We start from the raw sequence: 19,779 nt of genomic DNA on the forward strand, positions 1-19,779 counted from the left end.
AAGTCGCGGTTCTGAGATCAGTGCATCTCGGTGAACGCGATTTTCACGCCGAGAGCGATCAGCACCGCGCCCATGGTGCGATCGAACCAGTGGCCCATGCGGGCGAAACCGGCACGCACCCGCTGCTGACTGAACAACATCGCCACCAGACAGAACCAAAACGCAGTCGCGACCGCCAGGTAAATCCCGTAACCGGCCTGCACCGCCAGTGGCGTGTGCGGGTTGATCACCACAGTGAACAGCGACAGGAAGAACAGCGTGGCTTTCGGATTCAGACCATTGGTCACGAAGCCCGACGTGAACGCGCCGCGAGCCGTGCGTACGCCGGCCTCTTTGTGCAAGTCATCGGCCACGGCTTTCGCGGGTTGCGCGCGCAATGCCTTGAAGCCGATGTACAGTAAGTAAGCCGCCGCCGCCCATTTCAACGCGTTGAACAACACGATCGATTGCGACACGATCAGGCCGATACCGAGCAGCGAATAACCAACGTGCAGGAAAATCGCCGTGCCCACGCCCAATGCGGTCCAGGTACCGGCGCGACGACCGTGGGTCACGCTCTCGCGCACCACCACCGCAAAGTCCGGGCCGGGGCTGGCGACAGCCAGCAAATGGATCAGTGCAACGGTCAAGAACTCGGTCCAGTACATGGGGGCTCCTTTCGGCCAAGCGTATCAATTTGTTTCATCTGGTAGGCTCGGCAGATTACGCCCTACGCTCACAGCACGAAAGGTACAGTTGATGACGAACACGCACCGCGCGGTATTCCTTGATCACCCTTCGCTGGATCTCGGCGACCTCGACCTTAGTCCGTTGCGCGAGTGTTTCAGCGATCTGCAGCTGTTCGCCCAAACGTTGCCCGGGCAAGTCGCCGAACGCCTGCAAGGCGCCACCGTAGCGATCACTAACAAGATCCTGATCGACGCCGCCGCCATGGCCGCCAACCCCGACCTGAGGCTGATCCTGATCACCGCCACCGGCACCAACAACGTCGACCTTGCGGCCGCCCGCGCTCACGGCATCACCGTGTGCAACTGCCAGGGTTACGGCACGCCGTCGGTGGCGCAGCACACGATCATGCTGCTGCTCAACCTCGCCACGCGTCTGGCCGATTATCAAAAAGCCGTTGGCGAAGGCCGCTGGCAGCAGGCCAAACAGTTCTGTCTGCTCGACTACCCGATCGTAGAACTGCAAGGCAAAACCCTCGGCCTGCTCGGTCATGGCGAACTTGGCGGCGCCGTGGCGCGATTGGCCGAAGCGTTCGGCATGCGCGTGTTGCTCGGGCAGATTCCCGGGCGCCCAGCTCGCCCGGATCGTTTGCCGCTGGATGAACTGCTGCCACAAATCGACGCCCTCACCCTGCACTGCCCGCTCAACGAACACACCCGCCACTTCATCGGTGCTCGCGAGTTGGCGTCGATGAAGCCCGGTGCGTTCGTGGTCAACACCGCGCGTGGAGGTCTGATCGATGAACAGGCGCTGGCCGATGCCTTGCGCAACGGCCACCTCGGCGGCGCGGCTACCGATGTGTTGAGCGTCGAGCCGCCGACCCAAGGCAATCCGTTGCTCGCGGCGGACATCCCACGCCTGATCGTTACGCCACACAACGCCTGGGGCAGCCGCGAGGCTCGGCAGCGCATCGTCGGCCAATTGACCGAAAACGCTCAGGCGTTCTTCAGCGGTAAGGCGCTGCGGGTCGTCAGTTGATAAACTGCGGCACTTTTTTTTGAGGAGCAGTTATGGATCCGCGCAGTGAAGTACTGCTTCGTCAGCCCGAGTTTTTTCAAGGTTCGTTGTTGTTGGCCGGTTTGCCCGCCGATGATTTGCTCGGACGCCTGCCCAACGCATTCGGCTGGTGCTGGCATGCCGGCGACCAGGCCGCACTGGATGCCCGTTTCGAAGGGCGCAGCCATTTCGGCGTGAACATTCCAGAGCTCGAGTTCGACAGCGCCGTGGTGTTCCTGCCCAAGTCCAAAGACCTGACCGATTACATCCTCAATGCCGTGGCCTCGCGTCTGGCCGGGCGTGAAGTATTTCTGGTCGGGGAAAAGCGCAGCGGCATCGAAGGCGCATCCAAGCAGCTCAACCCGTTCGGCAAGCCGCGCAAACTCGACAGCGCGCGGCACTGCCAGCTCTGGCAAGTCACCGTGGCCAACGCCCCTGAAGTGAAATCCCTGGAAAGCCTGGCGCAGACCTATGAATTGCCTTTGGCCGAGGGTCCGCTGAAAGTTATCAGCCTGCCGGGCGTGTTCAGCCACGGTCGCCTGGATCGCGGCAGTGCCCTGCTGCTGGAGCATCTGGACAAACTGCCGAGCGGCCATCTGCTCGACTTCGGCTGCGGTGCCGGGGTTCTGGGCGCTGCGGTCAAGCGTCGCTACCCGCACAATCAGGTGACCCTGCTCGATGTCGATGCCTTCGCCGCCGCCAGCAGCCGCCTGACATTGGCGGCCAACGGTCTGGAAGCTGAAGTGCTGACTGGCGACGGTATCGATGCCGCGCCGATGGGTTTGAGTGCGATTCTGAGCAATCCACCTTTCCATGTCGGCGTGCACACCGATTATTTCGCAACCGAGAACTTGCTGCGAAAAGCGGCCAAACATCTGAAAAATGGCGGCGAACTGCGCTTGGTGGCGAACAGCTTCCTCAAGTATCAACCGCTGATCGAAGAGCATCTGGGCGTCTGTGCAATCAAGGCCGAAGGCAATGGTTTCCGCATCTACCGGGCCAAGCGCGGCTGAAAATTTGTTCTTGCTCAATCGGATTTGCGAAGGCAGAATCCGCTCCGTCCTAGGGGAGTAGTCTCCCACGAGCGCCAAGCTCGTCCGGCATACGTCAACATACTTGATCCTCAGATCATGGCGTATGCGACCCAAGCGTCCGCAGCAGACGGATCGCAGGGTTTGACAAGACCTATGACACGCACACCTTACCCGGGGCGGGAAGGCTGTACGTGTCATAGCCGTGTCGACCCGCCCCTTAGGAAATCCTGATGCTGGACTCGTTACTCGTTCCCACCGCAATCGTTGCCTTGGCCGAAATCGGCGACAAGACGCAACTGCTCGCGCTGATTCTCGCCGCTCGCTTCCGCAAACCCTGGCCGATCATTGCCGGTATTGTCGCCGCGACCCTGGCCAACCACGCAGCAGCCGGTGCGGTCGGCGCCTGGTTTGGCAGCTTCTTCTCGAATGCCACGCTGCACTGGATTCTCGCCGCAAGCTTTACGGCCACGGCGCTGTGGACACTGGTTCCGGACAAAATGGATGACGATGAAACCAGCACCGCACGCAAGTTCGGGCCGTTCTTGACCACGCTGATTGCGTTTTTCCTCGCAGAAATGGGTGACAAGACTCAGGTCGCGACGGTGATGCTCGCCGCGCAATATCCGGAACTGTGGCTGGTGATTATCGGTACGACGGCGGGCATGTTGATTGCCAACGTGCCGGTGGTGCTGGCAGGTAATTTCGCCGCAGACAAACTGCCATTGACCTTGATCCGTCGCCTTGCGGCTTCGGCATTCATGATTCTGGCGATTGTTGCGGTGTACAAGGCGATGCAGAGCAGTGGCTGGGTTTAATCCTCAGTGAAGGATCGTTCCCACGCTCTGCGTGGGAATGCAGCCGGGGACGCTCTGCGTCCCGCTTGGAACGCGGAGCGTCCCTTGAGGCATTCCCACGCAGAGCGTGGGAACGATCACTGACTCAGGATTTAGGAGCTTTTTCGTACAACGGCATGACCTTCGGAATTGCCGCCTGCAACGAGGCAATCCGGCTGGTCGAAGCCGGGTGAGTGCTCATGAACTCCGGCGGCGAACCTTCCGACGCTTTGCTCATTTTGTTCCACAAAGTGATCGCGGCGTTCGGGTTGTACCCGGCGCGTGCGGCCAGTTCCAGACCAATCAGGTCGGCTTCGTTTTCGTTGGCGCGGCTGTTCGGCAGCGTCATCCCGTAGTTGGCCACGGTATCAGCCAGCGCCAGACTGTCCTGCCCCAGGCCGAGCAACGCACCCGCGCCCTGTTTGGCCATTTCAATCCCGTACGCCTTGGACATCGCTTCACGACCGTGCTCGCGCAAGGCGTGGGCGATTTCATGGCCCATAACGGCGGCGATTTCATCGTCGGTGAGTTTCAGGCTGTCGATCAGCCCGGTGTAGAAAATGATCTTGCCGCCAGGCCCGCAGTTGGCGTTGAGCTCATCGCTCTTGATCAGATTGACTTCCCACTGCCATTGCGCCGCATCCGGACGGAAGTTCGGCGCCTGGGCGATCAGACGGTTGGCAATCGCCTGAACCCGCTTGGCCTCGGGACTGGTCTTGTCCAGCACACCTTTGCTGGACGCCTCGCCGACGGTCTTCTGATACGACTGCGCATACATCTGGTCGACCTCTTGCGAGGACAGCATGCTGAACATGTACTGCTTGCGCTCCACACCCACGGCACCGCCGCTGGTGGTGTTGACCGACTGACAACCGGCCAGCAACAGCGCTGCGCTCAGTGCACTTACAACCAATGTCTTGTTCATTCAAAAGCTCCCTGAAAACCTGCGCGTATCCTAGGCGGGTAATTGTATCGACGCCAGATACAACGGACGTGTTGCAGCGACTTTCAGACGTTTCCCACCAGAGCTGTCGCAAAAAATTCACAGCGACCGCCAAGTCCCGTGCAACTGCGTCGCGCACTGATCCATTTGCGACATTGGCTTTCAATTGCTCCGGCTCGCACTCATGGCCCAATGCCCGCTGCCGATACATCAGCGCAGACGTCCTCTTGCGTGCGGAGCTCCCATGAAGTTCAAGTCGATCCAGTTTTCCGTCGCCGCCCTGGCCGGCGCCATCGTCCTCAGCGTGGTCGCCGCGCTGGTGCTGTATGCGCTGTTTTCCGGCGCGCGCACGCAAGAGATGGTGCAACAGCGCACCCAGGCGCAGTTCGAGCAAGTCATCGAACAGCGCCTGACCTCGCTGGCGCAAACCCAGGTCAGCCAGATCCAGCGCGAGCTCGAAGCGCCACTGCTGATTGCCGGTGGCCTGGTGCGGGTCAACGCCCTGCTCGGTACGCCGGGTGCAGATGGTCAGCCGCGCCTCACTGTCAGTCGCGAGCAACTGATCAGCCTGATCAAAGAGAACGTCGAAAAGAACCCGAAAATTCTCGGCACCTACATCGGCTGGGAGAAAAACGCCCTCGATCACAACGACGCGGCCTATATCGGCACCAGCGTGGTCGGGATCGATGCCGCCAACGGGCGCTTCCTGCCGTGGTGGTTCCGCAACGATGACGGCACCCTCGGCCTGGACAAACTGGTCGATGTCGACGACCAGAAAGTCCTGTCTACCGGCGTGCGTGCCAGCGAGTACTACCTGTGCTCGAAAGAAAGCAAAAAATCCTGCGTGATCGATCCGGCGCCGTACAAGGTCGGCGACAAGATCGTCATGCTCGCCTCCTTTATCGAACCGATCATGCTTAACGGCGCCTTCCAGGGCATTGTCGGCGCCGACCTGTCGGTGAACTTCATTCAGGAAATGCTCCTCGGCGCCAACCAGAAGCTCTACAGCGGCGCCGGGCAAATGGCCCTGATCGGCGGCAACGGCCGGATCGTCGCCTACACCAAAGACCCGAGCAAATTCGGCGAAAAAGTCAGCGATATTCTCGACGCTGAGCAGACCGCCAACATGGCCAATCTCAAACGCGGCGAAGTGACTTACTCGGTCAACAAGGACAAGGGTCGCATCGAACTGTACCTGCCATTCGGCATCGGCCAGACCGACGCACGCTGGACACTGATGCTGCAATTGCCTTTGAACGCGGTAATGGCGGATCTGCAAAAGCTGCAGGCCGACCTTGATGCGCAACGCAAGTCCGACACCTTCGGCATGGCCATGGTTGGTCTGCTCATCGCCGGCCTCGGCCTGCTAGTGATCTGGCTGGTCGGCCACGGCATCGCCAGACCGCTGAAGCAAATGGTCGCCATGCTCAATGACATCGCTCAAGGTGAAGGTGATCTGACCCGACGTTTGAGCAGTGATCGCAGCGATGAATTGGGCTCGATCGCCAAGGGCTTCAATACCTTTTTGGCCAAGCTGCAGGCGATGATCACGCAGGTGGTGACGTCGGTGCAGAGCGTCAGCGATTCCTCGGAACACACCGCCGACATTGCCATTCGCACCAACATCGGCATTCAAAAACAAATGGCCGAGATCGATCAGGTCGCCACGGCGGTGCAGGAAATGACCGCCACCGCGCAGGACGTCGCGCGTAACGCGACGCAGGCTGCACAAGCGGCCAGTCATGCCGACCAGGCCGCCAGCCAGGGCATGCAGATTGTCCGCGATACGTCCAATTCGATTGGCGTGCTGGCGCTGGAAATCGGCAAGGCAGTAGATGTGGTACAGACCCTGGCCAAGGACAGCGAGAACATCAACGCCATTCTCACCGCCATTCGCGGCATCGCCGAGCAGACCAACCTGCTGGCCCTGAACGCGGCGATTGAAGCAGCGCGTGCCGGCGAGCAGGGTCGTGGTTTTGCCGTGGTCGCCGACGAGGTGCGCAATCTGGCGCAGAAAACCCAGAAAGCCACTGAAGAAATCCAGACCATGATCCAGCAACTGCAACAAGGCACCCGCGATGTGGTGCGGGTCATGGAGGACAGTCAGAACCGCACTGACGAAAGCGTGCAGCATGCGGCGAAAGCGGCTGAAGCGCTGGAAACGATCACCCAGGCGGTTTCGGTGATCAACGACATGAACACGCAGATTGCCAGTGCGGCGGAAGAGCAGAGTGCGGTGGCCGATGACATCAACCGCAATGTGATCAACATCGGGCAAGTGGCCAATGAAGTGGCGGGGGGCGCGGATGAGTCGAGTTCGGCGAGTGCCGATTTGACCAAGCTGGCCGAGCAGCAGCGGCGGCTGATCAATCAGTTCAAGGTCTGAAAAGCGAAAAGCCCCTCATCGGAACGCCGCCCGCCTAACCCTCTCCCAGAGGGAGAGGGGACTGACCGAGTTGTCTCCCTTCATACATCGACCTGAAATAACCAGTCGATTATGGATTCAAAGCAGAGCGTTCAAGTCGGTGTATTACGACAATATCCCCCGGTCGGTCCCCTCTCCCTCTGGGAGAGGGCTAGGGTGAGGGGCTTTTGATCTAAATGCTTTAACCCGGAGTCAGACACTCCGGCCCATTGAGCTTCGGATCATTGATCAGATTCGCCAGCACCCGCTCACGCAGCGCCGCCGGTTCACTGGCCAGCAACCCCTGCAACACATGCAACGGCGTCTCGGGATCGAGCCACGCCGCCTGCCCCGCCTCATCGAGAATCAACGGCCGGCGCTGACTCGACGCCGGCTGAGTAATCACCGCCGTACTCAACCACACCTGTTCCTGCACCGGATACGCCTCCCAGATCGCCGCGAAAAACAGCGAAGAACCCTCCCCCGGCGTCAGCCAGAACGGCCGCTTGCGCTGCGTCCCGCGCCATTCGTAAAAACCGTTGGCCGGCAGCAGGCAGCGGCGCAGACGCAAGGCTTCGCGGAACATCGGCTGCTCGGCCACGGTTTCCGCCCGGGCATGTGCCGGTGTTTTCGACAGATCGGTCAGCCACGGCGGCGTTAATCCCCAACGGGCGCGGGCCAGGCTGCGCTGGCCATCTTCAGCGGCACGCAGCATCAACACCGAATCATTGGGGGAAATGTTCCACTGCGCCTGCTGATCGGCGGGAAAACCAGGCAGGGCCGCGAAGTCGCGGTTCCAGCGAAACAGGGCATAACGTCCACACATGGGGCAACACGACTCTGAAGTAAAACGAAGGCCAGCCTAACAGACCAGCGTCCCGGGGAAGCTCTCCGGTTCATCGCCGGGCAGCGGCAGCGCGGCATTGTACGCGGTGATCAGCTCGCGGGCGTATTCGGCCTGGTCGTTATCGACGGACAGTCCCAGCAGACCGAAAATCGGCAATTCGCCCGTACCACCGAGCAAATCGCGACCAATCAAATGCGCCTCGATGCCTTCGCTGGCGAGCATGCCCTTGAGCATCTCACCTTCCATCAGGTTTTCCGGCTCGTAGATTCGCTGCATGGGCGCGCCTCACTCGTTTTCACTGTGCACATCGAGCATCCATTCTTGACCGTCAGTCTGCAGATTGAATTTGATCGGCCTGCAACATACCGGGCAATCTTCGGTGTACTGCTGATCTCCTCCGGACAAATCCAGAACCGCTTCGCACCGCTCCCCACAATATGGACATTCATAATGCTCGGTTTCCAGCATCGCGGTCTCCCAAGTGACTTGTGCGTATAATCGCCGGTCTATTTGCAGGGCTATTTTTGTCTGGCTACTTTTTCAGACCGTGCCCCGCGGGTTTTCGATCAAAACCTTTACTTACCCTAGCCGTTTCCAACAAGAGAGCATGATGGGCGAATTCGATGCCATCCGACCTTACGACGACAGCGAAGTACCTGTGGTACTGGCAAGACTGCTCGGCGACAAGGCGTTTCTAGATATCCTCACCCACTTCCGCTTCCCGCGTTTTGCCGGTGCCTTCGGCTGGATGCTCAAACCACTTATAGCCCATCGGCTGCGTCGTGAGTTCGCCGACGTGACGTCGGTGGCGACGTTGCAGGACAAGGTCGAGTCCTACGTCGACCACACCATCGAGCGCGCCACCGACGGCGTGACCTACACCGGTGTCGAGCAATTCAAGTCCGGCAGCGCCTATCTGTTCATCGCCAACCACCGCGATATCGTGATGGACCCGGCCTTCGTCAACTATGCCGTGTACCACGCCGGCCTGCCGACGCCGCGCATTGCGATTGGCGACAACCTGCTGCAGAAGCCGTTTGTCAGCGACCTGATGCGCCTGAACAAGAGTTTCATCGTTCATCGTTCGATCACCGGCCGTCGCGAGAAAATGGCCGCTTATCAACTGTTATCAGCGTACATCAACCACTCGATCCGCAACGATTGCGCGTCGATCTGGATCGCTCAGGCTGAAGGCCGGGCGAAGGACGGCGACGACCGCACCGAGTCGGCGATCCTCAAGATGTTCCACATGAGCCGCAAGGACGAGCCGTTCGGCGAAGTCATCCGCTCGCTGAACGTTACCCCGGTGTCGATCAGCTACGAATATGACCCGTGCGACCAGGCCAAGGCTCGCGAGCTGTACATCCGCGCCACCACCGGCACTTACGCGAAAGCGCCGGGTGAGGATGATGTGAGCATTGCCAAGGGCATCACCGGCTACAAGGGCCGGGTGCACGTGAACTTTGCCGCGCCGATTACCGAGCTGTTCGAAGACACCAAGCAATTGGCGGTCGAGATGGACAAGCAAATTCTCGGCGGTTACCGGTTGTTCCCGGTGCACTACCTGGCGTACGCCCAGTGGGCCGATGCCGATCCGCAGTTGAATGTGCCGAAAGCTGCCGAGGTGTTCCCGGCGGATGAGCTGGCCAAGGCGCAGGAAGAGTGGCAGAGCCGGCTGGATGCGTGCCCGGAAGAGCATCGTCCATATCTGGTGCTGCAATATGCGACGCCGGTGCGTAATCAGTACCGGGTCAAGGCTGGGTTGCCGTTGTAAAGCAACGGCAAGATCAAAGATCGCCGCCTGCGGCAGCTCCTACAGGGGATTCGTGTAGGAGCTGCCGAAGACGGCGATCTTTTGCTTTTAATAGCGCGTGCTGATCCAGGAGACGATCAGGGCCAGCCCGAGGCAAGCAAAACCAAAACGATAGAAAAACCGGTTCATGCGCAAAGTCGCCCAATCAAGGATTGGTTCGGCATTCGGTTGCGCCTGGCGCTGAGCGGCAATGCTGGCCATCGCACGTTGTTCACGGCGACGAGTGGCGTGCAGCAGCCAACTCCCCGGAAACGCCAACAACAACGCCAGCAAGTTGATCAACTTGGCGGGATGGGCGGTAAACAGCGTCATCAAGTGCAGCGACATCACAGACCTCTATCTGAACCGGTACGGCAGACGCCAGATCGACGACTGCGGCGCGGATTCTAACCAAACCTGCCCGTTCAACCCCAGCCTTTGCGACAAATAACCTGACAATCGACCGATGGCTGTCCTGTGTCACGGCTTCGTCATGTGGATACACCAAGATGCGCGCCTCGAAACGCACATGGAACGCGACATGCTTCACGCTGAAAATCAGGATCGTCTGTACCTCATCACCCCTTACGACGAACAGCAAAGTCTCGTCGGCAGCCTTGCCTTCAATGTTCAGGATCGCCATTGGCTGGTGTATTGCGCGCTGGGCGGGCATCAGCATGCGGATTTGCCTGAGACTGATTTGCTGACGGGTGTCAGCGTGCTCGACTTTTATTCTCAGGCGGCCTGAAAAAGCAAAAGCACCCTCACCCTAGCCCTCTCCCCGAGGGAGAGGGAACCGACCGAGTTGTTTTGTCGAGGTACATCGACCTGAAAGTCCGAGGTGAATGTAGATCTCAAGAACAACGCAAATCGACCTGAAACTCCGAGATGAATGCAGATCCCAGGCACAACACAGATCGGCTCCCTTTCCCCCTCGCCCCCCTGGGGGAGAGGGCTGGGGTGAGGGGGTACGATTTCAAGTCCCACAAAAAAGCCCGGGCTCATCACTGATCCCGGGCTTTTTCACATCCGCCGAAAACTTACTCAGCCAGAACCTGACCCACCGTCGGATCCTTGAACAGACGCGTCAGCGCATCGCTCAATACATCGCTGACCAGTTTGGTATTGGTTTCCTGGTTCGGCGCCATGCCGAAACGCTGGTCCAGCGAAGCGCCGTAACGGCCGCTATAACGGCGGTTGGCGTTCTGCACATCAGAGCGGAAGGTTGCGCCAATGGTCGCTTCGGTCACGTACATGCCTTCTTTCGGCGACTGGTATTTCAGCTCGGCCAGGGTCACGGTCAACTGCGGAGCATTTGGCGCGTTGTTGGTCGGGGTGAAGCCGAGCAGACGCACGGCGGCTTCAGCCTGAGCCTGCAACTTCGGCAGGATCTGCTCGCGCTGCACGGTGATAGCGCTGGTTTCCGGGTACAGGCCGCCACGGGTGCCCAACGTTGGCGACGGACGACCGTCAACCACACGCACGACGACTGGCTGGCCACGGCCGACCGCTGGCAGCTGAGTGGTCAGCTTTGGCTCCGGGCTCAGTTGTTGCGGGCTGTGGGCGCAGCCGGCCAGGGTCAAACCGGCCACAGTGATCAAACCGAACAACAGGCGTTGCAACATGCTCTTCTCTCCAGAATCAGGCACAAACAGGCCGGCAGTATAGCGGTGGGCCAGTGCGGGTAACCAGCGCCCGGCAGCGAATACTGAAATGTCTGACAAACCCGTGGGAAAGCGGTTCCTGTCACAGATTATTCACCCGGCATACACGTTCACGTCACGGCGCATTGGCAACCTTGCAATCAGTCCCCCACAAGGTACTCAATCATGCGTTATCTGATCTCGTTGTTCGCCCCACGTCCGCTGCACCGCAGCTTCGCCCTGCTCGACCGCAATGGCCATTGCCAGGCATTCAAGCAGTGCAGCCTGCAGCCGATGGGCGACGGTTGGGTGGAAATCGAAGAAATCCGCCTCAACTGGTTGCACCAGCCACTGCCCGCCAGCGCCCGCGTCATAGCGTCGCAGCCCCGTGCACGGGTGCAAGCGATGTTGAGCATCTGACCGGATGCCTAATAAAAGTCATTAAACACGAGCAACTGCCCGCATTTCTTCGATACAATCTCCCCCCGATTATAAGGACGTCTCCTGATCGGGCCCCGCAACAGCGTCAATGCGCATGCATCGACACCCAAAATCGCCCACAGAGAGCCGCCCACACAGATCGAGTGAAGTTGGCGCGCTTGCCTGTTCTACCGGCAAAAACCCCGCTTTTCGCGAATCTGCAGAGCTGTCATGACGCTCGGCCACCGCGTTGTTTTGCCTTTGCGGGCAAGGTGCCAGGCCTGGACAGCCCTTTTTTGAGGTTCACGTCTTCAAAAGAGCGTGAAAAAAACGGGTTTTCACAACTTCACAAGAGTGTGGCGAGCAAATGAAAAGTTTTGCGTCTGAACATGCACCATTAGCGTCTGAAACAGCCCAACGACACAGGACCGGGTATACCTCGAATATCGGAGCCTGAAGCCTGTCCGCTACGGATTTGGTTGCACAAAAACGGATGTCTCGACCATAAGTCGAATTGCCAGCTGCGTGCTGAAATGAGTTCATGGAGCTCTTGAAAGCCAAGCCGCATACATCCGTCGAAGTTGCGAAAAATTGCGAAGATTCGGACATGGCGAACCTGACCATGGATAGCCTGGACATCACTGACCTGTCCCGGAACGCCTGGCAGCCATGCCGACAATTTGGTGCTGCAGATTTTGGAGACGCGTTAAATGGCGCATAACGAAGCAGTCGACGTAGTTCTGGTTGGGGCGGGCATCATGAGTGCCACCCTGGCCGTGCTGCTCAAAGAGCTCGACCCCGCGATCAAGCTGGAAGTCGTCGAGCTGATGGATTCCGGTGCTGCCGAGAGTTCCAACCCTTGGAACAACGCCGGCACCGGTCACGCTGGCCTTTGCGAGCTGAACTACACGCCGCAAGCCGCCGATGGCACCGTCGACATCAAGAAAGCCGTGCACATCAACACCCAGTTCGAGGTGTCGAAGCAGTTCTGGTCATACCTGACCAAGAAAGGCACGTTCGGCTCGTGCAAATCATTCATCAGCCCGGTGCCGCACCTGAGTTTTGTCCAGGGCGACAAAGGCGTTTCCTTCCTCAAGAAACGTTTCGAGGTCCTGCACAAGCATCACGCGTTCTCCGACATGGAGTACACCGAGGACAAGGCCAAGATGGCCGAGTGGATGCCGCTGATGATGCCGGGCCGCTCGCCGGACGAAGTCCTCGCCGCGACCCGCGTGATGAACGGCACCGACGTCAACTTCGGCGCCCTGACCAATCAGTTGCTCAAGCACCTGACCAGCGCTCCCGACACTCAGGTCAAATACTGCAAGCGCGTCACCGGCCTCAAGCGTAACGGCGCTGGCTGGACCGTCAGCATCAAGGACGTCAACAGCGGCAGCAGCCGTGAAGTCGACGCCAAGTTCGTTTTCCTCGGCGCGGGTGGCGCGGCGCTGCCGTTGCTGCAGGCTTCGGGCATCGAGGAAAGCAAAGGCTTCGGCGGCTTCCCGATCAGCGGCCAGTGGCTGCGTTGCGACAACCCGGAAGTGGTCAAGCATCACCAGGCCAAGGTGTACAGCCAGGCCGCGGTGGGTTCGCCACCGATGTCGGTGCCGCATCTGGACACCCGCGTAGTCGACGGCAAGAAGTCCCTGCTGTTCGGGCCATACGCCGGTTTCACCACCAAGTTCCTCAAGCACGGTTCCTTCATGGACCTGCCGCTGTCGGTTCGCGCCGGCAACATCGGGCCGATGCTGGCCGTGGCGAAAAACAACATGGACCTGACCAAGTACCTGGTCAGCGAAGTGATGCAATCGATGGAGCAGCGTCTGGATTCCCTGCGCCGCTTCTACCCTGAGGCGAAAGCCGAAGACTGGCGCCTGGAAGTGGCCGGCCAACGGGTTCAGATCATCAAGAAAGACCCGAAAAAGGGCGGCATCCTGCAGTTCGGTACCGAACTGGTGTCGGCCAAGGACGGCTCCCTCGCCGCCCTGCTCGGCGCTTCGCCAGGCGCTTCGGTGACCGTTTCGATCATGCTGGAACTGATCGAGAAGTGCTTCCCGGCCAAGGCCAAGGGTGAGTGGGCTGGCAAACTGGCCGAGATCTTCCCGGCCCGTGAAAAGGTCCTGGAAACCGATGCTGCGCTGTATCGCAAGATCAACACGCAGAACAACATCGCGCTGGAACTGGTTGAAGAAAGCAGCGAGACCCCAAGCTACGCTTGATCTTGCCGTATAAAAAACGCCCCGTACTCAGTGAGTGCGGGGCGTTTTTTTATGCCTGGGAAAAGTCTCAGGTGCGGGACTTTTCGATCAGCTCGATGTATTCCGGGGCATTGCGCTGATCGGCGATCAGCTCAACGAAGGTCTTGCCCTGCTCGTCCTTGCCATCAACGTCGTAACCGGCAGCGACGAAGAAGCCCAGAAACCGCTCGAAATCATCAATGCGCAGGCCACGATAAGCCTTGATCAGTTTGTGCAGCGACGGCGAAGTGGCGTCGACCGGCTCAAAGTCGAGGAACAGCTTGATCTGCTCATCGCCGATCTCGTCACCAATCACTTGTTTCTTATCTTTACGCATTGCCGACTCCAGCTCGCAGACATTACACGGGGCGGGCAGTTTACCCCTGCCCGGCCGCCCGGCTCAACGCGATCGCACCTCCCCGGTGTGCAAATCGGCCCAGATGTGGCCGTTGGCATAACTGAGAAACTGCACGTACACGGTGTCGTTGCGCAGAAGATCGATGATCACGCGGTATTGGGCCTGTGGATAAAACAGTGTGAGGGTTTTGCTCTTGTCGTCATAAACCGGCTTTTTCAGGCTTTTGCTTTCACCGTCGAAATTCACCAGCACTTGAGTAATGGTCGCGCCTTTGTTCAGGGATTTGCCCTTGAGGCGAATCAGCAGCGGTGAAGTGACCGGGATCGGCTGCTGATTGGATTGGCGTTGTGCGCCGACGACCACGGAGTAATCGGTGACCTGCATGAGTTGCTGCTGCTCGGGCTCGGCATCGCGCACGGTCAGATCGTCCGGCGGCAGGAATTGACTGTGCATCGGTGCGGCGGAAAGAGGCAGGCTGAAGGTGAGCAACAGGGCGGCAAAGCTGCGGATCAAGAGGCGCATGACAGGCTCCGGAGGGCGGGGCCGAGCACTCTAGCATGGGTATCGCGGATGGATCAGCACACACAAAAACACTGTGGGAGCGAGCTTGCTCGCGAAGGCGGACTGACATTCAAAACAGATGTCGACTGATACACCGCTTTCGCGAGCAAGCTCGCTCCCACATTTAGATCGAGGCGCGGATTACATGCCTTTAACGGCAAAGATCCCGTTGGCGTTGCGCCAGTAGCCTTTGTAGTCCATGCCGTAACCGAAGATGTAGCGGTCGATGCACGGCAGGCCGACGAAATCGGCTTTCAGGTCAGGACGCGCCTTGCGGTCGTGATCCTTGTCGATCAGCACGGCGGTGTGCACTTTGCGCGCACCGGCGTGTTTGCAGAAGTCGATGATCGCGCCGAGGGTGTGACCTTCGTCGAGGATGTCGTCGATGATCAGCACGTCGCGGTCGATGAACGAAACTTCCGGCTTGGCTTTCCAGAACAGGTCGCCGCCGCTGGTTTCGTTGCGATAACGGGTCGCGTGCAGGTAGGAGGCTTCCAGCGGGAACTGCAGATGCGTCAGCAGTTTGCCGGAGAAAATCAGCCCGCCGTTCATCACGCAGAACACTACCGGATTGCTGTCAGCCAGTTGTTCGTTGATTTGTGCACCGACGCGGGCGATGGCGGCCTCGACTTCAGCTTCGGTGTACAGGCAGTCAGCCTCTCGCATGATTTGACGGATATGCTCGAGATCAGCGGACATGGCGCTCTCCAGGGGGGGATGTTTTCGGAAAAGCGGGCAAAGGTACGCATCCATTGAGGCCGAATCAAGCCTTTATGGACTAACGTACAGAATGTCCTATAGGACATCACCCTCGGATAGATTAATCTAGGCCGGTTTTTTTGCCCGCCGCCGGAGTTTTTCCATGCCCATCCTCGAGATCCGCCATCCGCTGATCCGTCATAAACTCGGCCTGATGCGCCGCGCCGATATCAGCACCAAGAACTTCCGTGAGCTCGCTCAGGAAGTCGGCGCCCTGTTGACCTATGAAGCTACCAAAGATTTGCCGCTGGAGTCCTACGATATTGCAGGCTGGTGCGGCACCGTGTCGGTCGAGAAGATCGCCGGCAAGAAGATCACCGTCGTGCCGATCCTGCGCGCCGGCATCGGCATGCTTGAAGGCGTGCTGAGCCTGATCCCGGGTGCCAAGGTTTCCGCTGTGGGCGTTGCCCGCAACGAAGAAACCCTGCAAGCGCACACTTATCTGGAAAAACTGGTTCCGGAAATCGACGAACGGTTGGCGATGATCATCGACCCGATGCTCGCCACCGGCAGCTCGATGGTTGCGACCATTGATCTGTTGAAGAAAGCCGGCTGCAAGGACATCCGCGCGATGGTGCTGGTTGCCGCGCCGGAAGGTATTGCCGCCGTAGAAAAGGCTCACCCGGACGTGACCATCTACACCGCGTCCATCGATGAGCGCTTGAACGAGCACGGTTACATCATCCCAGGACTTGGCGACGCCGGTGACAAGATCTTCGGCACCAAGCAGAAGGACGCGTGACCATGCAGCAAGAGTTCAACGATCCGCTCTGGCGCACGGTGCTGTCCGGCGCCCAGATGCTGTTCGTGGCTTTCGGCGCCCTGGTGCTGATGCCGCTGATCACGGGCCTGGACCCGAACGTGGCACTGTTTACCGCGGGTCTGGGGACGATCCTGTTCCAGATCGTCACCGGGCGTCAGGTGCCGGTGTTTCTGGCGTCGAGCTTCGCTTTCATCACCCCGATCATTCTCGCCAAGGGCCAGTTCGGCCTCGCCGCGACCATGGGCGGTGTGATGGCAGCCGGTTTCGTCTACACCTTCCTCGGCCTGGCCGTGAAGATCAAAGGCACGGGCTTTATTGACCGCTTGCTGCCACCGGTGGTGATTGGTCCGGTGATCATTTCCATCGGCCTGGCCATGGCGCCGATTGCCGCGAACATGGCGATGGGCAAGGCTGGCGATGGTTCTGAACTGATCCATTACCAGACCGCGATGCTGATCTCGATGCCGGCATTGCTGACCACATTGATCGTGGCGGTGTTCGGTAAAGGCATCTTCCGCCTGGTGCCGATCATTTCCGGCGTGCTGGTCGGTTTTGCCATGGCGTTCTATTTCGGTGTCGTTGATACCGCGAAGATTGCCGCAGCGCCATGGTTTGCGATTCCGCACTTCACCGCGCCGGAATTCAACTGGCAGGCGATTCTGTTCATCGTTCCAGTGGCATTGGCTCCGGCCATTGAACACATCGGCGGTGTGATTGCTGTGGGTAGCGTGACCGGTCGCGATTACCTGAAGAAGCCGGGCCTGCATCGCACCCTGCTCGGCGACGGCATTGCCACCACCGCCGCCGGTCTGTTCGGCGGCCCGCCAAACACCACCTACGCCGAAGTGACGGGTGCGGTGATGCTGACCAAGAACTACAACCCGAAAATCATGACCTGGGCGGCGATCTTCGCTATCAGCCTGGCGTTCATTGGCAAGTTCGGCGCGCTGCTGCAAAGCATTCCGGTGCCGGTGATGGGCGGGATTCTGTGCTTGCTGTTCGGCTCGATCGCGGCGGTGGGGATGAACACCCTGATCCGTCACAAGATCGATCTGGGCGAAGCGCGCAATCTGGTGATTGTCTCGGTGACGCTGGTGTTCGGCATTGGCGGTGTGCTGGTCGGCACCGGTACCGGTCCGGACGACTTTGGCCTCAAAGGCATCGCGCTGTGCGCGGTGGTGGCGATAGCGCTGAACCTGATTCTGCCGGGCAATGATGGCTGGAAGAACAAGAAGGCGGATGAGCCGCTGATCTAAGCCTTTAGATCGTCGCTGCCTGAAAGATCGCTTTCGCGAGCAGGCTCGCTCCCACATTGGAAATGCATTCAAATGTGGGAGCGAGCCTGCTCCGGGCGGCGTTCCGACGAAGCTTTTGGCTTTTAGAGCGCCAGCGGCGCTCTTTCGCAGAGGGTTGCCAACGCCTTAGCCCATTGCCGGTCGTCATTCAGGCACGGCACCAGCACCAATTCCTCGCCCCCTGCTTCGCGGAACTGTTCTTTGCCGCGATCACCAATCTCTTCCAGCGTCTCGATGCAATCGGCGACAAACGCCGGGCACATCACCAGTATTTTCTTCACGCCGCTTTTCGCCAGCTCATCCAGCCGTGCCTCGGTGTAGGGTTCGATCCACTTGGCGCGGCCCAGACGCGACTGAAACGACACCGACCATTTGCCATCCGGCAGGCCCATGCGCTCAGCAAACAACGCCGCAGTACGCAGGCATTGCGCGCGATAACAGGTCGCCAATACCGCAGGCGAGGCGTTCTTGCAGCAGTCTTCATTCTTGAAGCAATGATTGCCGGTCGGATCGAGTTTGGTCAGGTGCCGCTCAGGCAGACCGTGGAAGCTCAGCAGCAAGTGATCGTAATCCTGCTGCAGATGCGGCCGGGCGCTTTCGACCAGCGCATCCAGATATTCCGGCTGATCGTAGAACGGCTGCAGCACCGACAGTTGCACGTCGAGTTTCTTTTCGCGGATCACCCGCTTGGCTTCTTCGATCACTGTGGTCGTGGTGCTGTCGGCGAACTGTGGATACAGCGGTGCCAGCGTGATGCGCTTGTGCCCCGCCGCCACCAGTTTCAGCAGGCAGGTTTCAATCGACGGCTCACCATAGCGCATCGCCAGTTCCACAGGGCCGTGATTCCACTGTGCGGTCATCTGCTGTTGCAGACGACGGCTGAGCACCACCAGCGGTGAGCCCTCCTCCCACCAGATCGAGGCGTAAGCGTGGGCCGATTGTTCCGGGCGCTTGACCAGGATCAGCGACACCAGCAGACGCCGCACCGGCCACGGCAGGTCGATCACGTACGGGTCCATCAGGAATTGATTGAGGTAGCGGCGCACATCGGCCACTGAGGTTGAGGCCGGGGAACCCAGGTTGACCAGAAGCAAGGCGTGATCGGTCATGCAACGTCCTATTTCAGAGGCGGCTGGAGAGATCGTCCAGGGCCGCACGTAAATCCGTGAACTGGAAAGTGAAACCCGCTTCCAGCAAGCGTGCCGGCATAGCCTTCTGGCCGCCGAGCAACAACAATGACATCTCGCCGAGACCGACTTTCAGCGCCAGCGTCGGCATCGGCATGAACGCCGGGCGGTGTAAAACGCTGCCCAGCGTCTTGGCAAATTCGCGATTGCGCACAGGTTTCGGCGCGCACGCATTATAAGGACCACTGGCCTGATCACGATGCAGAAGAAAATCAATCAGGGCGATTTGATCGTTGATATGAATCCACGGCATCCACTGCCGACCATTGCCCAAAGGCCCACCCAGCCCGAGCTTGAAGGGCAACAGCAAGCGCGACAAAAAGCCGCCCTCGGCCGACAGCACCAGACCAGTTCGCACCAGCACCACACGGATGCCTTGCCCCTCGGCACGTTGCGCGGTTTCTTCCCAGGCGATGCACAACTGGCTGGCGAAATCGTCGATCACCGGCGGCGAATCTTCAGTCAATTCGCGCTCACCGCCATCGCCATACCAGCCAATGGCTGATCCGGAGATCAGCAACGCTGGTTTCTGCGCGCGCGTGTCGAGCCAGGTCAACAGGGTTTCCGTGAGCGTGATACGGCTGCTCCACAGCAACGCTTTGCGTCGATGGGTCCACGGCCGATCGGCAATCGGCGCACCGGCCAGATTGATGATCGCGTCCACAGGCTCATCGCCAAGGTCTTGCAGACGCGCAATACCCCGCACCTGCGCACCACAGATTTTCGCGACCTTCTCCGGTTTTCGGCTCCAGACCGTCAGGCGATGGCCCTGCTGCGACCAGTGTCGGCAGAGCGCACGTCCGATCAAACCAGTACCGCCGGTCAGCAATATGTGCATGACATCTTCCTCGCGTGGCGTTTAACCCGGATCACTAGTCTATTTTTATAAGCAGGGATCTTTTCTATCGGGCAGGCTCTATTGTTTAACCATAGGCCAAGCTGTCAGATCGAGAACGCTAGAAGTTATACCAAAAAACAAAA

Annotated in this window: 22 protein-coding genes, 1 pseudogene and 1 riboswitch; of the genes and pseudogenes, 11 read left to right on the top strand and 12 right to left on the bottom strand. The window is 59.4% G+C overall.

Annotated elements, in window-relative coordinates:
* Positions 1-17: 17 nt before the first annotated feature.
* Positions 18-647, bottom strand: coding sequence for a LysE family translocator (locus AB4N74_RS18715; protein ID WP_093441294.1), 630 nt, complete (start codon positions 645-647; stop codon positions 18-20).
* Positions 648-738: 91 nt separating this feature from the next.
* On the opposite strand from AB4N74_RS18715, the gene AB4N74_RS18720 reads away from it, so the two are divergent.
* From AB4N74_RS18720 to AB4N74_RS18730, 3 genes are all read left to right on the top strand, one after another.
* Positions 739-1,704 (top strand): 2-hydroxyacid dehydrogenase, encoded by a 966-nt coding sequence (locus AB4N74_RS18720; protein ID WP_460096895.1) that lies wholly within the window; start codon positions 739-741, stop codon positions 1,702-1,704.
* A gap of 32 nt (positions 1,705-1,736) precedes the next feature.
* A complete protein-coding gene (locus tag AB4N74_RS18725; protein ID WP_460096897.1) occupies positions 1,737-2,735 on the top strand; it encodes a methyltransferase in 999 nt (332 codons plus the stop codon).
* A 39-nt stretch (positions 2,736-2,774) separates the two neighbouring features.
* Positions 2,775-2,899: riboswitch (yybP-ykoY riboswitch) on the top strand.
* An 87-nt stretch (positions 2,900-2,986) separates the two neighbouring features.
* Positions 2,987-3,571: a TMEM165/GDT1 family protein gene (locus AB4N74_RS18730; protein WP_077574495.1), complete on the top strand. Its 585-nt coding sequence runs from the start codon at positions 2,987-2,989 to the stop codon at positions 3,569-3,571.
* 124 nt (positions 3,572-3,695) lie between these two features.
* Here AB4N74_RS18730 and AB4N74_RS18735 read toward each other — a convergent pair whose 3' ends face one another.
* Complete coding sequence (locus AB4N74_RS18735) at positions 3,696-4,514, bottom strand: M48 family metallopeptidase (RefSeq protein ID WP_093441307.1); 819 nt, start codon at positions 4,512-4,514, stop codon at positions 3,696-3,698.
* A 1,441-nt stretch (positions 4,515-5,955) separates the two neighbouring features.
* Between AB4N74_RS18735 and AB4N74_RS18740 the strand changes: the two are divergent.
* Together AB4N74_RS18740 and AB4N74_RS18745 are read left to right on the top strand one after the other, a co-directional pair.
* Positions 5,956-6,015 (top strand): annotated as a pseudogene (locus AB4N74_RS18740) (hypothetical protein); the annotation flags it as partial.
* A 198-nt stretch (positions 6,016-6,213) separates the two neighbouring features.
* Positions 6,214-6,918 carry a methyl-accepting chemotaxis protein gene (locus tag AB4N74_RS18745; protein ID WP_460092273.1) on the top strand — a complete coding sequence of 235 codons (705 nt, stop codon included), beginning with the start codon at positions 6,214-6,216 and terminating at the stop codon, positions 6,916-6,918.
* A gap of 220 nt (positions 6,919-7,138) precedes the next feature.
* Here the strand turns inward: AB4N74_RS18745 and AB4N74_RS18750 are convergent, their stop codons facing one another.
* From AB4N74_RS18750 to AB4N74_RS18760, 3 genes are read right to left on the bottom strand one after another with little or no spacing between them, the layout of a single operon-like run.
* Positions 7,139-7,762: an SOS response-associated peptidase gene (locus AB4N74_RS18750; protein WP_099757161.1), complete on the bottom strand. Its 624-nt coding sequence runs from the start codon at positions 7,760-7,762 to the stop codon at positions 7,139-7,141.
* 36 nt (positions 7,763-7,798) lie between these two features.
* Positions 7,799-8,059 (bottom strand): putative signal transducing protein, encoded by a 261-nt coding sequence (locus AB4N74_RS18755; protein WP_007912819.1) that lies wholly within the window; start codon positions 8,057-8,059, stop codon positions 7,799-7,801.
* A 9-nt stretch (positions 8,060-8,068) separates the two neighbouring features.
* Positions 8,069-8,251 (bottom strand): CPXCG motif-containing cysteine-rich protein, encoded by a 183-nt coding sequence (locus AB4N74_RS18760; RefSeq protein WP_320336337.1) that lies wholly within the window; start codon positions 8,249-8,251, stop codon positions 8,069-8,071.
* 142 nt (positions 8,252-8,393) lie between these two features.
* Between AB4N74_RS18760 and AB4N74_RS18765 the strand changes: the two genes are divergently transcribed.
* Positions 8,394-9,557 (top strand): 1-acyl-sn-glycerol-3-phosphate acyltransferase, encoded by a 1,164-nt coding sequence (locus AB4N74_RS18765; RefSeq protein ID WP_200887272.1) that lies wholly within the window; start codon positions 8,394-8,396, stop codon positions 9,555-9,557.
* Positions 9,558-9,644: 87 nt separating this feature from the next.
* Here AB4N74_RS18765 and AB4N74_RS18770 read toward each other — a convergent pair whose 3' ends face one another.
* Positions 9,645-9,923, bottom strand: a complete 279-nt coding sequence (locus AB4N74_RS18770; RefSeq protein WP_093441332.1) for a hypothetical protein — start codon at positions 9,921-9,923, stop codon at positions 9,645-9,647.
* A gap of 193 nt (positions 9,924-10,116) precedes the next feature.
* Here AB4N74_RS18770 and AB4N74_RS18775 point away from each other — a divergent pair, with 193 nt between their 5' ends.
* Positions 10,117-10,323 carry a hypothetical protein gene (locus AB4N74_RS18775; protein WP_008083982.1) on the top strand — a complete coding sequence of 69 codons (207 nt, stop codon included), beginning with the start codon at positions 10,117-10,119 and terminating at the stop codon, positions 10,321-10,323.
* A 292-nt stretch (positions 10,324-10,615) separates the two neighbouring features.
* Here the strand turns inward: AB4N74_RS18775 and AB4N74_RS18780 are convergent, their stop codons facing one another.
* Positions 10,616-11,200 (bottom strand): YajG family lipoprotein, encoded by a 585-nt coding sequence (locus AB4N74_RS18780; RefSeq protein WP_007912832.1) that lies wholly within the window; start codon positions 11,198-11,200, stop codon positions 10,616-10,618.
* A 204-nt stretch (positions 11,201-11,404) separates the two neighbouring features.
* On the opposite strand from AB4N74_RS18780, the gene AB4N74_RS18785 reads away from it, so the two are divergent.
* Both AB4N74_RS18785 and mqo read left to right on the top strand, forming a co-directional pair.
* Positions 11,405-11,638: a hypothetical protein gene (locus AB4N74_RS18785; RefSeq protein ID WP_007912834.1), complete on the top strand. Its 234-nt coding sequence runs from the start codon at positions 11,405-11,407 to the stop codon at positions 11,636-11,638.
* 710 nt (positions 11,639-12,348) lie between these two features.
* Positions 12,349-13,857, top strand: a complete 1,509-nt coding sequence (mqo, locus tag AB4N74_RS18790) for a malate dehydrogenase (quinone) (RefSeq protein ID WP_460096900.1) — start codon at positions 12,349-12,351, stop codon at positions 13,855-13,857.
* 67 nt (positions 13,858-13,924) lie between these two features.
* On the opposite strand, the gene AB4N74_RS18795 is transcribed toward mqo, so the two are convergent.
* The 3 genes from AB4N74_RS18795 to AB4N74_RS18805 form a co-directional block, all read right to left on the bottom strand.
* Entirely contained in the window at positions 13,925-14,212 is a 288-nt protein-coding gene (locus AB4N74_RS18795; protein ID WP_093441345.1) for a PA4642 family protein, read from the bottom strand.
* 63 nt (positions 14,213-14,275) lie between these two features.
* Positions 14,276-14,755, bottom strand: a complete 480-nt coding sequence (locus AB4N74_RS18800) for a hypothetical protein (RefSeq protein WP_460096902.1) — start codon at positions 14,753-14,755, stop codon at positions 14,276-14,278.
* A gap of 180 nt (positions 14,756-14,935) precedes the next feature.
* Positions 14,936-15,493 carry a hypoxanthine-guanine phosphoribosyltransferase gene (locus tag AB4N74_RS18805; RefSeq protein WP_008086142.1) on the bottom strand — a complete coding sequence of 186 codons (558 nt, stop codon included), beginning with the start codon at positions 15,491-15,493 and terminating at the stop codon, positions 14,936-14,938.
* A 163-nt stretch (positions 15,494-15,656) separates the two neighbouring features.
* Between AB4N74_RS18805 and upp the strand changes: the two genes are divergently transcribed.
* Entirely contained in the window at positions 15,657-16,295 is a 639-nt protein-coding gene (gene upp, locus AB4N74_RS18810) for a uracil phosphoribosyltransferase (RefSeq protein WP_007912842.1), read from the top strand.
* A gap of 2 nt (positions 16,296-16,297) precedes the next feature.
* Positions 16,298-17,572: a uracil-xanthine permease family protein gene (locus tag AB4N74_RS18815; protein ID WP_077574503.1), complete on the top strand. Its 1,275-nt coding sequence runs from the start codon at positions 16,298-16,300 to the stop codon at positions 17,570-17,572.
* Positions 17,573-17,694: 122 nt separating this feature from the next.
* On the opposite strand, the gene hemH is transcribed toward AB4N74_RS18815, so the two are convergent.
* Positions 17,695-18,720: a ferrochelatase gene (gene hemH, locus AB4N74_RS18820; protein ID WP_093441360.1), complete on the bottom strand. Its 1,026-nt coding sequence runs from the start codon at positions 18,718-18,720 to the stop codon at positions 17,695-17,697.
* 13 nt (positions 18,721-18,733) lie between these two features.
* Entirely contained in the window at positions 18,734-19,636 is a 903-nt protein-coding gene (locus AB4N74_RS18825; RefSeq protein WP_186624684.1) for a TIGR01777 family oxidoreductase, read from the bottom strand.
* Between the last annotated feature and the right edge of the window lie 143 nt (positions 19,637-19,779).

Source organism: Pseudomonas sp. H3_C08 (assembly GCF_054669455.1).